The 14,481-nt window shown below is 70.5% G+C and carries 13 protein-coding genes; 2 read left to right on the top strand and 11 right to left on the bottom strand.

The window, feature by feature from the left end:
* Positions 1-53: 53 nt before the first annotated feature.
* The gene (locus tag AAGI91_08985; GenBank protein MEM1042750.1) at positions 54-1,850 is read right to left on the bottom strand and encodes an SLC13 family permease; all 1,797 of its coding nucleotides are present in this window, start codon (positions 1,848-1,850) and stop codon (positions 54-56) included.
* Between the two features lie 84 nt (positions 1,851-1,934).
* Positions 1,935-2,723 (bottom strand): 3'(2'),5'-bisphosphate nucleotidase CysQ, encoded by a 789-nt coding sequence (cysQ, locus tag AAGI91_08980; protein MEM1042749.1) that lies wholly within the window; start codon positions 2,721-2,723, stop codon positions 1,935-1,937.
* 105 nt (positions 2,724-2,828) lie between these two features.
* On the opposite strand from cysQ, the gene AAGI91_08975 reads away from it, so the two are divergent.
* Together AAGI91_08975 and AAGI91_08970 are read left to right on the top strand one after the other, a co-directional pair.
* A complete protein-coding gene (locus tag AAGI91_08975; protein MEM1042748.1) occupies positions 2,829-4,523 on the top strand; it encodes a capsule assembly Wzi family protein in 1,695 nt (564 codons plus the stop codon).
* An 81-nt stretch (positions 4,524-4,604) separates the two neighbouring features.
* On the top strand, positions 4,605-4,760 hold the full coding sequence (locus AAGI91_08970; GenBank protein ID MEM1042747.1) for a hypothetical protein: 156 nt from the start codon (positions 4,605-4,607) through the stop codon (positions 4,758-4,760).
* Between the two features lie 41 nt (positions 4,761-4,801).
* On the opposite strand, the gene AAGI91_08965 is transcribed toward AAGI91_08970, so the two are convergent.
* The 9 genes from AAGI91_08965 to AAGI91_08925 all read right to left on the bottom strand — a co-directional run bounded on the left by AAGI91_08965 (position 4,802) and on the right by AAGI91_08925 (position 14,475).
* On the bottom strand, positions 4,802-5,107 hold the full coding sequence (locus tag AAGI91_08965) for an immunity 53 family protein (GenBank protein MEM1042746.1): 306 nt from the start codon (positions 5,105-5,107) through the stop codon (positions 4,802-4,804).
* A gap of 24 nt (positions 5,108-5,131) precedes the next feature.
* On the bottom strand, positions 5,132-6,112 hold the full coding sequence (locus AAGI91_08960) for a DUF6625 family protein (GenBank protein MEM1042745.1): 981 nt from the start codon (positions 6,110-6,112) through the stop codon (positions 5,132-5,134).
* Positions 6,113-6,288: 176 nt separating this feature from the next.
* Positions 6,289-7,392, bottom strand: coding sequence for a sugar transferase (locus AAGI91_08955; protein ID MEM1042744.1), 1,104 nt, complete (start codon positions 7,390-7,392; stop codon positions 6,289-6,291).
* 253 nt (positions 7,393-7,645) lie between these two features.
* A complete protein-coding gene (gene wecB, locus AAGI91_08950) occupies positions 7,646-8,734 on the bottom strand; it encodes a UDP-N-acetylglucosamine 2-epimerase (non-hydrolyzing) (protein ID MEM1042743.1) in 1,089 nt (362 codons plus the stop codon).
* A gap of 10 nt (positions 8,735-8,744) precedes the next feature.
* Complete coding sequence (locus tag AAGI91_08945) at positions 8,745-9,860, bottom strand: hypothetical protein (GenBank protein ID MEM1042742.1); 1,116 nt, start codon at positions 9,858-9,860, stop codon at positions 8,745-8,747.
* Complete coding sequence (locus AAGI91_08940) at positions 9,857-11,104, bottom strand: hypothetical protein (GenBank protein MEM1042741.1); 1,248 nt, start codon at positions 11,102-11,104, stop codon at positions 9,857-9,859. Before AAGI91_08940 ends, AAGI91_08945 begins: the two co-directional genes overlap by 4 nt.
* Entirely contained in the window at positions 11,101-12,168 is a 1,068-nt protein-coding gene (locus tag AAGI91_08935; protein MEM1042740.1) for a glycosyltransferase family 4 protein, read from the bottom strand. The genes AAGI91_08940 and AAGI91_08935 overlap by 4 nt, the downstream gene beginning before the upstream one ends.
* Complete coding sequence (locus tag AAGI91_08930; protein ID MEM1042739.1) at positions 12,152-13,438, bottom strand: hypothetical protein; 1,287 nt, start codon at positions 13,436-13,438, stop codon at positions 12,152-12,154. The genes AAGI91_08935 and AAGI91_08930 overlap by 17 nt, the downstream gene beginning before the upstream one ends.
* Positions 13,435-14,475, bottom strand: coding sequence for a sulfotransferase (locus AAGI91_08925; GenBank protein ID MEM1042738.1), 1,041 nt, complete (start codon positions 14,473-14,475; stop codon positions 13,435-13,437). The genes AAGI91_08930 and AAGI91_08925 overlap by 4 nt, the downstream gene beginning before the upstream one ends.
* Between the last annotated feature and the right edge of the window lie 6 nt (positions 14,476-14,481).

The following is a 14,481-nucleotide window of genomic DNA, read 5'->3' as shown; positions in this document are numbered from 1 at the left end:
GGGGCGTAGGGGCCGACCATGATAACGCAAGCATACCCCGATGCGCCGGGTCCCTACAACCAGATGAGGTTGATAATGCTGATGGCGATCGTGGCGACGGTCAGCGAGACGGGGAAGCCGGCTTTCGCGTAGTCTGTGTAGCGGTAGCCGCCCGGCCCCATCACCATCAGGTTGGTCTGGTAGCCGATGGGCGTCAGGAAGCTCGCCGCCGCACCAATCGTGACGGCGAGGGCGAAGGCTTTGGGGTCGGCCCCGATTTCGAGGGCGACGGAGAGGGCGACGGGAAACACGAGCACGGCCGAGGCCTTGTTGGTGATCAGCTCGGAGAGGACGTTTGCCGTGACGTAGATCAGGACGAGCGCGACGAGCGGCCCGGAGCCGGCGGCGACGCCCGTGACGAACTGCGCCGCCGCCGCCGCCAGCCCCGTCGACTCGACGGCCTTGCCAATCCCGAGTGCCCCGGCGATCACGAGCAGCACCGACAGGTCGATGGCCTGCCGCGCCCCCGGCCCGGTGACGCAGCCGACGACCACCATGCCGAGCGCCGCCGAGAACGCCGCCACCGTCAGCGGCACGATCCCCGTCGTCGCCACTGCCACCATCCCGAGCAGGATCCCCAGGGCAATCGGCGCGCGGCGGCTCGCTTTCTCGACGCGCTGCTGGACGGGCGCGACGTAGTAGAACTCCTCCCGGCCCGGCGCATCGTAGTGATCGAAGTACGGCCCCCCCTCGATCAGAAGCAGATCGCCGGCCTTGAGCGGGGTCTGGCCGAGCGAGCCCGAGATGCGCTCGTCGCGGCGGTGGATGGCGAGGACGACGCCCCGGTAGCGCTCGCGGAACCCGGTCTCTTTCAGCGTCCGCCCGACCAGGACTGACGCGGTCGAGATGACGGCCTCGTAGAGCGTGAGGTCGTGCGGGTCGCGCAGCCGGTCCTGGGTCTCGACGGCCGACACCTTGCGCTCCAGCCCCGGCCGTTTCAGCAGTTCGTCGAGCACGCCCGCGTCGCCGACGAACGTGAGCACGTCGCCCGCCTCCAGCACCTCTTCAGGGCTGGCCGCGATGATGCGGTCGCCGCGCCGGAGGTGGGCAAGGTAGGCGCCGCCGAGCGTCCGCAGCTCGGCCTCCTCAATCGTCCTGCCGGCGAACGGTGCCCCGCCCGAGACGCGCACGTCGAAGTGGTAGTCGCGGAGCTGGGCCCGGCGGCCTTCGCCGCCGCCCGTCGCCGGGAGCGTCCGGTGTCCGATCAGGACGAAGTAGGTGGCGACGATTGCGACGGCCGGCACGCCGATCCACGCGAAGTCGAACATGTTGAACCCCGGCAGCCCCTCGGCCAGCAGCAGGCCGTGGACGACGACGTTCGTCGAGGCTCCGACGAGCGTCAGCATCCCGCCGAGGATGGCGGCGTACGAGAGCGGGATGAGGAGCTTCGAGGCGGGGACGCCGCGCTGCCGGCCCCACTCTTCGAGGCGCGGGATGAGCATCGCCACGACGGGCGTGTTGTTCAGGAACCCCGAGAGCACCGACGTCATCGGCATCACGCGGGCGAGGATGCCGCCGGCCTTGCCCCGGCTCCGCGCCGAGAGCAGCCGGTCGAGGAACGCGAGCGCCCGCGTCCGCTCGACGCCCGCCGCGACGACGAAGAGCGCGCCGACCGTCACGACCGCCGGGTTCGAGAGGCCGTAGAAGGCGTCGGCCGGCGAGACGACCCCGGCCAGCAGCAGCAGCCCGAGCGTGCCGAGGAGCACGAGGTCCGGCCGGGCGACGTTGGCGCCGAGGCCCGCCGTCATCACGACGAGCGCGCCGAGGGTGTACCACGCCTCCCAGCCGAGGACGGTCGCGTCGGGGGTCACGGGTCGAGAGTCGGGAGGTCCGCAGACATGGCTCGGATATCGGCGGCTACGGGCGAGAAGCCAAGCACCTGGCCGAGATAGCGCCTAGCCGAGATACTGGTTCCAGTCGAGCGACGGGTCGCCGGCGGTCATGATCGACGGGTTGCGGAGGTCCTCCTTGTTGTAGCTGAGCCGGATCCCGTCGAGCGTGGTCACCTGCCCGCCGGCGGTCTCGACAATGCACTGCGCCGCCGCCGTGTCCCACTCCATCGTCGGGACGGTGCGCGGGTAGAGGTCGGCCGCGCCCTCGGCGACGAGGCAGAACTTGAGCGAGCTCCCCATCGACGCCGACTCGACCTCGACGCCGGCGTCTGCCATCTTCGCCAGGATCGCCGCGACCTCCGGCCCCGCGTGGTCCCGGCTCGCGACGACCGTCAGCTCCTTCGGTGCCGCCTGGCGGACCTCGATCCGCTGCGGCTCGCCGTCGCCGTTTTGGCGGAAGGCCCCGGCCCCGCGCTCGGCGAAGTAGGTCACCTTCTGCGCCGGGACGTGGACCACGCCCTGCACGGCCTCGCCGTCCTCGATCAGCGCGATGTTGACCGTGAACTGGCCCGTCTTCTTGATGAACTCCTTCGTCCCGTCGAGCGGGTCGACGAGCCAGAAGCGCGTCCAGCTCCGGCGGTCGGCGATCTCGCCCGGCTCGGACTCCTCGGAGAGCACCGGCACGTCGGGGAAGGCGGCGCGCAGCCGCTCCACGATCAGGTGGTGCGCGGCGCGGTCGGCCTGGGTCAGCGGCGAGTCGTCGGCCTTGTAGTCGACGGGAATCTCGTCGGCGTAGTGGTCGAGGATCTTGCGGCCGGCTTCTTCGGCGATCTGGCGGACACGGTCGAGCATGGAGGGCGAGCGGGATCAGGGGGAGGCAAAGGGGTTAAGCAGAATAGCACGCCTGGCCGATAAGGGTAGGGTAAGTTCTTGCGAAAGCTCTTTCGCGCCCGCCTCATGTCCCGCCTCCGCCTCTCCTGCCTCCGGCTCGTCTTGTCCGGACTCGCCCTCGCGCTGTCGCCCGAGGCCATCGCCCAGCGCGACGGCCTTCTCCAGATCGGCGACCAGGTCTCCGAGTTTCTGCTTCGCCAGCAGACGCTCGGCCGCCTCGGTGGTCTCGCCCTGCTGAGCCAGCCGCTCTCGGCCTACGACGCCCAGCGCGCCCTCGACTCGCTCGCCCTCCGCGCCGGCGACCTCAGCGCCGTAGACCGGGTGCTCCTCGCGCGCTTCCGCGGCGAGCGCCCCGGCCCCGGTGCCCAGGCCGTGCGCGGCTGGGCGGGGCTCTACCGCAACGGCCAGGACCTACTTTCGGTCGCGGGCGAGGGCTACGCCTTCCAGCTCAACCCGGCGGCCTACCTGACGGCCGGGCGCGCCCGGCAGACGGCGAGCGAAACGCGGCCGGGCACGACCACGACCTGGCAGAACACCCGCGCCGTGCGCGCCTCGGGCCACGTCGGGCCGGTCTTCTTCGAGTCGCGGATCGAGGAGACGCAGGCGCGGCCCGTCCGGCCCCAGATCGAGAACAGCACGGCCCCGCGCGAGCGCGTCGTCCGCTTCCTCCCGCTCGAGACCGGCAGCCGCGTCGAGGGCACCTACGACTTCGGGCGCGCGATGGGCGTCGTCGGGTTCCGCAGCCGGCACTTCGAGGCCCGCTTCGGGCGCGACCGCAACCGCTGGGGGGCCGGCACAGGCAGCCTCTGGCTCTCCGACTTCGCGCCGGTCTACGACCAGCTCCAGCTCCGCACGACGGTCTGGCGGCTCCAGTACACCAACCTCTTCGCCGCGATGGACGCGCAGTCCGTCTTCCCCGACCGCGACCGGGCGCTGCCGCGCAAGTACGGAGCCTTCCACAAGCTCGCGCTCAGCGTCACCGACCGGCTCCAGATCGAGCTCTTCGAGAGCGTGATCTTCCTCCCGGACACGCTCAGCGGGCGCTCGGCGTACGACGTGTCGTTCCTCAACCCGGTCATCTTCTACCACCAGGTCGAGAAGGACTACAACTTCCGGGGCAACCTCTCGGTCGGGGCTGGGGCGGCGTGGACGGTTCGGCCGGGGGTCCGGCCCTACGGGCAGGTGCTGCTGACCGAGTTCCAGGCACGCGAGCTGTTCTCCAGCCGCCGCGCGTGGAGCAACAAGTGGGGCTTCCTGCTCGGCCTGGCCCTCGCCGACCTGCCGGTCGAGAACCTCGACGTGCGCGCCGAGGTCGCCCGCGTCCGGCCCTACACCTACAGCCACCACACCGACGGTAACTACACCCACTACAACGACCCGCTCGGGTTCGCCGCCGGGCAGAACCTGTGGGACGCGGCGCTCTTCCTCCGCTACCGGCCGCACCCGCAGGTCCGGCTCGCGCTGAGCGGGGCCTACACGCGGCGCGGGCGCGACACGGAGGCCCAGAACTTCGGCGGCGACCCCCGGCGCTCCTACGACGAGGACCGGCCGCGCGACTTCGGCGTCCGCCTCCTCCAGGGCGTCCGCCGCGACGAACTGCTGCTGGAGGTCGAAGGCGGCTACGAACTCCTGCCCGGCCTCTTCCTCGCGGCCAGCCTCCGCTTCGAGTCAATCAGCGATGAGGAGACCGGCCTCTACCGCTACGTCGCCCCGTCGGCGCTCGTCCGCTGGGGCCTCCCCTTCCGCAGCGTGCGGTACTGACTGACGCTACGCGCTGCTGCTTGTCGGTGGGTCCTCACACTGCGCGCCCCACAGGGTACCCGCTCGCTGATAAATCTCACCGTGCAGCTCCCGCGCCCGCTCGACCAACTCACCGAGGCATTCGTCTGCCTCGACGACAGGGTGCGCCGCGACGTGATCCTCGAAGATGCTGGCGAACACGCTGGCTCGGTCCATGAGTTCGAAGTAGTGTCCCTCGTTGAGGTCGTTCGGTCCTAGCGATTCCATCACGTCAGTGTTGTTCTGCTTGGTACGGACGGCTATGTCCCTGTATGCTGCCGAGACCATTCGAGGAACGCCCGGAGAATCACGTCTAGCTTCGATGGATCGCCCGCTCCTTTGAATTGTCCAGCCTCGACCCTGAGTTGTAACCAGTCCTCATCCTCATCTGCGTTTCCCTGCCATAGGGCTTCAAACAGAGCGCCTTCGAGTTCTGTCTCGTGGAGGTCGATCGTAACGGTCCATCCAGGGTTGTCAGGCGTTCCGATGCCCACGCCATACGTATGCTCCCAATCTCCATCGCACTGCAAAGAATACCAGCACTCGATTTCCTGAAGCGTATTCATCTGGTATCGTAAATCTCTACAGGGTCAGATGACTCGGTCTTCGTCTCCGCCGAGCGCGAATCCTGGGCGGGCCTTCGGGACGAGCCGGGCAAGCTGCGCCCGGACGCGCTGCGGAGCCGCCCAGATGCCCGACACGGCACTGCGCACGGCCGAGGGCTGGCGAACTGGCCGCACACCCCACCGCGTCAGCGTGAACGCTTCCGGCACGGCACCGAGCGGCCAGGTCGGGATGCGGAAGCGCCGGTCGTCTTTGGCGAACAGGAGGTGGTAGAACGCGAGGCTCCGGGCGTGCTCGTCCGTCAGGCGACCGAGCCCGTCCCGCTGCTCCCAGCGCACGTCCATCGACCGGTAGGGGGCCGACTCTTTGACGTGGTCGGGGTCGTACCAGCACACCGCTCCGGCTGCGACGGCGCGCATGGCCGCGTCCGTCATCGACTCCGGCGTGCCTTCGGGTCGCGGCTCGCCTTTCCACCGCCGCCAGCCGCAGGTCTCGTCGAACCCGGCGCAGCGAGGCAGGCTGAGGGTCTCGCGCCAGCCGGCAGCCTGCTCGAAGAGCCGGTTCACAGGGTCCGTGTTCCGGTAGACCGTGAGCGGGCCGTGCATTATCCCCCGGCCGCGCAGCGTCAGGAGGTCGTGCGCGCCCAGCACGGCGTCCGTAAACGACGCCCGGAGGTCACCGAGCACGAGATCACAGTCGATGTGTCCCCAGAAGTCCGCGTCGCCGATGAGGTGCGCCAGCGTCACCCCGAACGTGGGCTTCAGGTCGCACATCTTGTACGGGTCACCCGCCGGGAGCCGGACCCCGAGGGCCGCGCCCATCTCGGCCAGCAAGTCAGGAAACGCCCGCTCCACCCAGGTCACGTTGGCCGGGAGCTCCGGCGGGGCTGGCGCGTCTGCCACGAAAACGAAGTCGACGGTCGGGTTGCCTGCGGCTGTCTTGAGGAACAGCGGCAGGTAGGCGGGCAGGGGGCCGCTCCAGGTGGTGAGCAGACGGAGAGAGCGCATGAGGCGTGGTGGTGGACCCTGCCCGGGCGCGGGGGTGAGCTAGGTCGTGGCTGCTGGGCTATGCATGATTAGATAACTCCAGGCAGACATGCCGCATGTTGTCTTACAGGCAGGGGGAGGAATATATCGCTCTATCTGCCATCCGAACAAGCCCACGCGGCACGCCTTTCGGCACCCTACTGGCTGCGGGCGCGCTTGACGAAGATGTTATACATCGCCCGCCCGAAGTAGCGCACGTTTGTCCGCACCGGGGCGCGCTCGTAGGCCTCCAGGTAGGCCGCCTCGGAGTCGAGGACTTCCTCGAAGCCGTTCGGGAGGTCGGCGTAGAAGGGCGGGACGAGGCCGGGCTTGTGGCGGCAGCGCTGCGCGGCGAGGGCCTCAGGGTAGAGGCTCAGGTAGTGCTCCGAGATCGGGCGGACGCCGACGAGTCGGAGGTCGCCGCGCAGCCAGTTGAGGAGCATCGGCAGCTCGTCGATCCAGAGCCTGCGGAAGGTGCGGCCCCAGGTCGTGATGCGGAAGTCGTCCCTGAACTTGCCCTTCTCGTCGAGGCTGTTGGTGGCGTAGAGGTAGGCCTGGAGGTACTCCGCGTAGGGGTGCATCGTGCGGAGCTTGTAGACGTGGACCGGCTCCCCGCCGCGCCCGACGCGCTTCATCTTGAAGACAGGCCCGTAGGACGGGTTCTCGTCGAAGGCCGGGGCGCGCTCCTTGCGCACGACGAAGCGGAAGAGGCCGTCGTCGCTGTCGTAGTGCTCGACGATCTCAAACCCGCACGAGACGAGCCGGCCCAGCACCTCGGCCTTCGAGAAGGCACGGCCCCGCCCCTTCGTGAGGGCGAAGTAGAGGCGCTGCGTGGGCTTCAGCTTGGGGAAGGCGCGCGTGAAGAGGAACTCGACCGCGTAGACGAGCCACGCAATCCACCGCGGGTGAGCGCCGAAGACGGCCCGCTTGCGGAGCTCCGACGTCTGTACGCACCCGGCGAACGTCCCGCCTGTGGGCAGGGCTGCGTTGACGGCCTCGAAAAACTTGTTGAGGTAGCGGACGTCGTTGAGGCGCGCGCCGTTGACGATGGCCTCGGTCCCGGCAGGCAGCGCCTCGATCACGGCGCGGTCGGTTGTCGCCACGACCTGGGTCCGGGCCCCGGCCGGCCGGACGACCGGCACGCCGACAAGGGCGCTGGAGGCGACCGGCTCGGAAACCCTTTCCGCGCGCCGCGTCACGGTCACGGCATCGAGTGCTGGGGGGCCGAGGGTGGCCGTCGCGTCCATCGGGGGGTAAGCCATGAATACTATCTAGTTGGGGCCAGCGGTGGAGGGGCTCCTGGCTGCTCTAGATAGTCTTCGGCAAGCGCTGGACCACATTTAGGATCGGCACCCAAAAACTTGAATTAAATCTCTTGTATAGAAATCGATGCGCGCGCGGCCCCTCATACCCTCAGCCCATAATGCTTCCCCGCCGTCGCAAGGGCGTACGGCCGTACGCCCCTACGGAGGTTGATACGAGACGTTGGGTTACGCCCCCCGGCGACCGGCTGCGCTACCTGGGCTCGGGGACCCCGCCGTTGTCCTCCATCACGCGCTCGATGCAGCGCACCATCTCCTCGGCCACGTTGCGCCCGAAGAGGTCCGGCTGCGCGCCCACGGGGTCGAAGCCCAGCACGAGGTCGGCGAAGCCCGCGTCCTCGGGGTCGGCGAGCACGTTCCAGCCGGCCTCGATGGTCTCGACCCACTCGGTCTCGGGGCGGAGCGTGACGCAGGGTGTGCCGAGGATGTAGGCCTCTTTCTGCACGCCGCCGGAGTCGGTCAGGATTTTGACGGCCCCGGCTTCGAGGCGAACGAAATCGAGGAAGCCCTGCGGCTCCAGGAGGCGCACCGCCTCCGGCACGGCGAGGGCATGTTGCTCGAGGACGGCGCGCGTGCGCGGGTGCGCGGGAAACACGACCGGCCGCCCGAGCCGGCCGAGCGCGCCGAGCATTGCCGCGAGCCGCTTCGGGTCGTCCACGTTGTACGGGCGGTGGAGCGTGAGGAGGTAGTACCCGCCGTCCTCGACGCCGACGCGCGCCAGGATGTCTGATCGCTCGCGGGCGATCTCCAGCCGGTCCAGCAGGCTGTCCACCATGATGTCGCCGACGCGGTAGGTCCGGTGCGCCAGCCCCTCGCGCGTCAGGTTCTCGACGGCGCTGTCGGTCGGCGCGAAGAGGAAGTCCGAGCAGTGGTCGGTGAGGACGCGGTTGATCTCCTCGGGCATCGCACGGTTGAAGCTCCGCAGCCCGGCCTCGATGTGGAGGACTTTCTGGTGCAGCTTCACCGCCGCGAGGGCGGCCGCGATCGTCGTGTTGGTGTCACCGAAGACGATCACGAGGTCCGGCTGCTCGCCGAGGAGCACCTCTTCGAGCGCCGCGAGCATCCGCCCAGTCTGCGCGCCGTGGGAGCCGGAGCGGACGTCGAGGTTGTAGTCCGGGGCCGGGATCTCCAGGTCGGTGAAGATCTGGTCGGACATGGCGGCGTCGTAGTGCTGGCCGGTGTGGACGATCACCTCGCGGTGGCCGGCGCGGCGGAGCGCTTTCGAGAGTGGCCCGGCCTTGACAAACTGGGGGCGGGCTCCGATGACGGTGAGGACGTTCATAGGAGGGCGGTCAGGCGGCGACGCGGTGGGGGGTGCGGAAGTGCGACGCGGTGGCGGGGTCGGCGCGCACTGTGCGGAGGCTGTCGGGGAACGTACTCATCAGCCAGATCAGAAAGGCCGACAGGTCGATCTTGTCCGCGAGCATTGTGTCCCGGCGCGCGGCGTAGGCCGCCCGGAGGTCGTCGCGGGCGAGGAGTCGCTGGAGGGTCTCGGCCAGGCGCCCCGGCTCGCTCGCCGGGATGCCGACCGTGAGGCCGTAGGTGTGCTCCAACTCTTCGAGCACGCTGATGCGCCCGGCGAAGTCGCTGAACCGCACCGACGGCGTGCCGAGCATCGCGCTCTCGACGGTCATGCTCTGGCTGTCGCCCGCGAAGAGCGTCGCGAAGTGGAGCGCGTGGTGGATGTCGAGCGGGTCGAGGGCGAGCCGGTAGCGCTGGAGGTCGCCGCCGAGATCGCCCTCGGCGCTGATCCAGACCGCGCCGTGCGGCTCCAGGAGGTCGACGACGCGGCGGGCCACGGCCGGCGTGAACCCCCCGATGCCGACGTCGTGGTGCGCGGTCAGGCTGACGAACCGGAGCACGAAGTACTGCGCGCGCCCGGCGAAGAGGTGCTCGACGCGGCTGCGCTCCGGCGTGAACCGGTTCGGGTGGAGGTAAGCGAGCTTCTGGTAGCCGGGATAGGTGAGGCCCTTGCCAGCCCAGCGTCCGAGGTCGGTCTGTTCCGGCGCGACGACCGCCGTGCAGAACGGGTAGGCCGCCTTCGCGAAGAGCGGCACGATGTCCACGTCGTCCTCGTTTAGCACGAGCGACGGGATGCCGAGGAGCCGCCCGATCTGCGCGACCTCCGGCGAGGTCCCCGCCATCAGGTCGGGGCGGTGGCGGAGGCAGTGGCGGAGCATCCGCCCGTTGCGCGCCAGCAGGTCCGTCGCCATCGCGAGGCGGCCCGCGCCCTTGCCCTGCGGGAGGACGTTGGTGTAGGCCCACCCCGAGGCCTGGAGCAGGTCTTCGAGCAGGTCCTTCGTCTTGCAGAAGAGGTCCACGGTGTGCCCCTCCGCTTTGAGCGCGGCGACGGTGTGCCTGAACAGGTGGAAGTGGGCCGGGTGGCCGAAGTAGAAGAGATACCTCATGCGTGTACCGTCTGGGGCGCGCGGACTACGGCGGCTTCGTCTCGGGCGACGAGCAGGTGAGTGAGGGCGAGCGTCATCCAGGCTTGCCCCCAGCGCATGTGGGGCAGCCGGTTCGTGTGGTGCCGCCCGAGGCGGTAGCAGAACCAGCCGCCGGGGTCCTGCATGTGCTCGACCGTCCAGCGGGCGACCTGCTCGGCGAAGGGCAGCGCGTCCGGCGTCCACGCGTGGAGCCGGGCAAAGGTGATGATGCCCTGCGCCTGGTTATGGATATCGACGGGCCATTCGCGCGGCACGCGCCAGAGGCTGCGGCCCTCGCCGGTGAACTGCTCGCGCCGGTAGTAGGCCGCCCCACGCTCGATGGCCGCCCGGAGGCTTGCCGTGTCGCGGTCACTGTGGGTGACGATGTCGTGGAGCGCGTCGAGGATAAAGCCCTGGTGGAAGTCGATCTGCTGCTTCTCGGAGCCGTCGGCCTGGATGCTGTAGTTCCAGCGCCCGTCGTCTTTCTGGTGGGCCACGACGTAGTCGGCAGCGGCGTGGGCGAGGCCGAGCAGTTCGGGCTCGCCGGTGACGGCGTAGGTCCGGGCCAGCATCGCGGCGGCGAGGGCGTTGGCGTTGAAGCACTGGTCGGGCCGGTCGGGCGTGTAGCTGAAGCAGAGGCCGCCGTCGCGCTCGGTGCGGTGGAGGTGGTGCAGGAGGAAGTCGCACGCGCTCCGCATCGCGGCCTCGGCCTCGGCGCTGCCGGTGAGCCGCCCGTAGTGGAACAGCCCGTCGTGGACGAACGAGGTGACGACGCTCGACGGCCGCCACGCCTCGGTGACGGCGACGCGGGAGGAGTACGCGAAGGGCAGGCCCCAGGCGTCCTCGGCATAGCCCGCCGAGCGGTGGTCCATCAGCCAGCGGAAGAGGCGGTCGGCCTGGGCGCGGCTGTGGGCGTCGCCCCGCTGCTCGGCGCGCAGACTGTAGGCCTTCAGAAACAGCCCCATCCCCTTCGGAAGCCGCAGCTTCGGGATGCGGAGCAGCCGGCGGAGGTCGACCGGGTTACGCTTGTGGAGTTGGGTCAGGACGAACGTCGCCGCCGGCGGCAGGCGGTCCAGCCGCCAGCCCGAGGCGAGGAGGTCGTAGGGGTCGGACCCGGCGAAGTCCTCGGCCTCGGCCCAGCCGAGCAGCCGGCGGAGCGCGCCCGGAATCGGATCGCCGGGCAGCGGATCGCCCGGAGTTGGATCGGAGGTGCGGCCTCGGTTCATGCCGCGGCGACGGTTTGGTAGATGCCTTCGAGGCGGGCGGCGACGGTCGAGGCGAGATAGCGCTCGCGGGCGGTCGCGCGGTTGCGCTCGCTCTGCGCCCGGCGGAGGCCGGCGTCCTCGGCCAGCCGCGTGACGAAGGTGGCGAAGGCGTCGGGGTCGGTGCGCTCGGTGAGGAAGCCGTGCTCGCCGCTGGTGAGGTGGTCCCCGATGCCGCCCATCGGGCGGGTGATGACCGGGAGGCCGAAGGCCATCGCTTCGAGAATCGAGGTGGGCAGCCCCTCGCCGTGGAGCGTCGGGAGGAGGTAGACGTCGGACTCGGCGAAGACGGCGGCCTTGTCGGCGTCGCGGACGTAGCCCGTGAACCGGACCCCCGGCATCGCCCGCTCGGCGACCCACGCCTCGGCACCGGCCCGGACGGGCCCCTCGCCCGCGACGATGAGGCGGACCTCGGGGTGGCGCTCCTGCACGAGGCGGACGGCTTCGAGCGTGGTGAAGACGCCCTTGTCTTCGGCGAGGCGGGCGAGGAAGAGGACGGTCAGCGGGCCTTCGGGCTTGGCGCCGGCGTGCTGCGCGAGGAGGCCGTCGTCCACGACCGTCGTCTCGCGGTGAATCGGGCCGCCGTAGCCCCACGCTCGCAGCTTCTGCTCGTACTCGTCGGCGTCGACCGCAACCGCGTCGGCGTTGAAGTACTGGCGCTTGACCCAGCCGAAGCGGCGGCTGTTGAAGGTCGGCTCGAAGGCCGCGTCCCAGCCGTGGAGTCGGATGAAGAGTTTTGCGCCGGCGGCCTTCGCCCGGTTGGCGAGGACAGCGTCGCGCGCCAGCCCTGGCCCGTAGAACGAGGTGTTCTGGTGGACCACGTCGAAGCGCTGCCTGCCGAGGGTACGGAGGAGGCGCACGGTGTCGCCGGCGAGGCGGCGGACGCGGGCGGGCGCGCCGGCCTCGCCGTGGCGCGAGCCCCGGTGCAGCACCTCGACCTGGGTGCGGAAGTGCGGCAGCAGGGACTTGCAGTAGTTGGCGACGCCGCCGTGGTTGTCGGGGTCGGGGGCGTTAAGCAGGACGCGCATGGGATCGGGCGGGCGTGGTGGGAGGAAGCGGGAGCGGAGCCCGGAGCAGCGGCACCCCGGCGCGGGCGGCGGCGGCCCGCTTCGCGGGCAGCACCTCGGCGGCACGCTGGAGTGCGCCGAGGAGCGCGAAGAACAGCCCGTAGGGCACCGTCACCCAGAGTTGGTTGGAGGCCGAGAACACGAGGCTCGCCGCGAGCAGCGCCCAGAACAGCGCGTGGAGGCCGGTGGCGAGGCGCGAGCGGAGCAGCCGCCGGTAGCTCGCCCGGAAGCGCAGCGCGATGAGCAGGTACACGAGCAGGAACGCTCCGAGACCGACCGCGCCGGCCCCGTCCAGGATCACGTTGTAGTCCACATGGATGCGCCGGTCGTTGAGCTTCCACTCGAAGATGTCGGTCGCGTTGGAGAACTCGGTCCCGAAGAGCATGTGGCGCGGCGAGCCGCCGGTGAAGTCGCGCCACACCTTCTCCGTCTCCGCGACGCGGCCGTAGCGTGAGGCCATCTCGAAGTGCACGCCCTCGACGGCGCGCGACGCGTAGAGCTGCGTCACCTTCTCGCCGAAGAGGAAGAAGCACGCCGCCGCGATCGGGATGAGCACACCGAGCCCGGCCAGCGTGCGCCCCATGCTCAGCCGGACCCCGCCGAGCACGACGAGGGCGCAGCCCCCGACGGCCAGCCCAGCCATCGCGCTCCGCCGGAACGAGACCAGCACGATCATCGCCGCGAGTCCGTAGACCGCGAGCGCGAGCAGGCGCCGCCGCTTCGACCGGACGAGCGGCAGCGAGACCGCCGCCGCGAGCGTGAGGTAGACCATCGCGTACGTGGCGTAGACGCCCATACCGCCGTAGCTAAACCCGCTCCCGCGCATGTAGCCTTCCCATCCCCACGGGTACACCTGCGCCGCCCCGAACGTGAGCACGAGCACGAAGGCCCCAACCATGAGAAGGCGCAGGAAAGCCGTCACGTCCTGCCAGCTTCGCAGCACAGACACCGCCACCGGGTACATCGACAGGGCCAGCCAGAGCCGCATCGCGCCGTTGAGCGAGTTGCCCCAGTCCGAGGCCAGGAAGGCGAGGCCGGTGACGTAGACGAGGAAGCCGAGCACCGCCACCACCGGCAGCGTCAGCCGCCAGTGCGGGGCCGTCAGCACGGTGGCCAGCAGGAGGATCCCGTACTTGAGGTGCCCCGCGTGCAGGCTCCCGACCTGCACCAGCGGCCCGATGCAGTCGGTCAGGATGACGAGGGGGAAGAGCCAGAAGAATAATGTTTTCACGACGCCTCCGGCCCCACCCGCCGCGCTTTCCACTCGAAGGCTTTGCCGCGCAGGACGCGCCCCGCCTCGCCGCGCCGGACCGCCTTCGCGGCGGCGGCCCACCGGCTCCGCTCGCGGCGGACCCGCAGCCCGAGCAGCCGCACGCGCTGCCGCACCCGGCCGGCCCAGGAGCCGGGCACCGTCGCCGTTCGCTCGTAGCCGTAGCGCGCCAGCGCGTCGCCGGCCAGCGCTTCGTAGAGGGCGATCTCGTCCGGTGCCAGGTCGGTCCGCCAGCGGGCGGCCTTCGCCGGGTCCAGGTCCCCGGCCACGCTCGCGTGGATGCCGTGGTAGGTGCCCCCGACCTGCGCCTGCACGAACTCGGCGCGGGTGGCGCTCCGGGTGCGGCCCGCATCCGACACGCCGGCGGCGTCGAGGAGGCGGCCCAGCTCGGCCTCGGGCGCGCAGAGCAGGTCCTCGTAGCGGACCGCGTGGACGGCCAGCCCGTCGAAGGCGTCGACGAGCGCGATCTTGCGCTGCCAGTTGTGGGCGGCGCGGACGAGGTCGTCGTCCATCACCTCGCGCGCGCCCGTCCGCAGCGCGTGGCCCGAGGGTGTGGCGCGCTTCGACCGGAAGACGGCGCGCCCGTCGCGGACGAGGTGCAGCAGCGCCGCCTCGGGGAACGCCGCCGCGAGCGCGCGGAGGTGGTAGTGCAGGCGGGGGCCCTTGACGACCCACGCCTCGGCCGCCGGAGCCTGCGCCTCGAAGTAGTGCCGGACGAGCGTGCGCAGCGCCGCCTGCCGCGTCAGCGTCGCCCCGTGCGCGCCCAGCGCCTGCGCGACCGCGCCCCGGTCCAGCCCGAGTTCACCGAAGCGCGTGGAGGCGTAGAGGTAATCCGCGAGCGCGGCCCCCTGGACCTCGCGCGGCCCCGGCGCCTCCAGAACTGCCGCCACGAGGTCGGTCTCGTGCGAGACGGCGACGCCGGCGTGCTCGCTCAGCAGCGCCGAGAGGAGCGTCGAGCCGGAGCGGTTGTCGTAGAGGAGGAATGCGAGGGCGGGCATGGCGGG

The sequence above is a fragment of the Bacteroidota bacterium genome, assembly GCA_038746285.1.
Lineage (GTDB): Bacteria > Bacteroidota > Rhodothermia > Rhodothermales > JANQRZ01 > JANQRZ01.
This window is presented reverse-complemented; position numbering and strand designations above follow the sequence as displayed.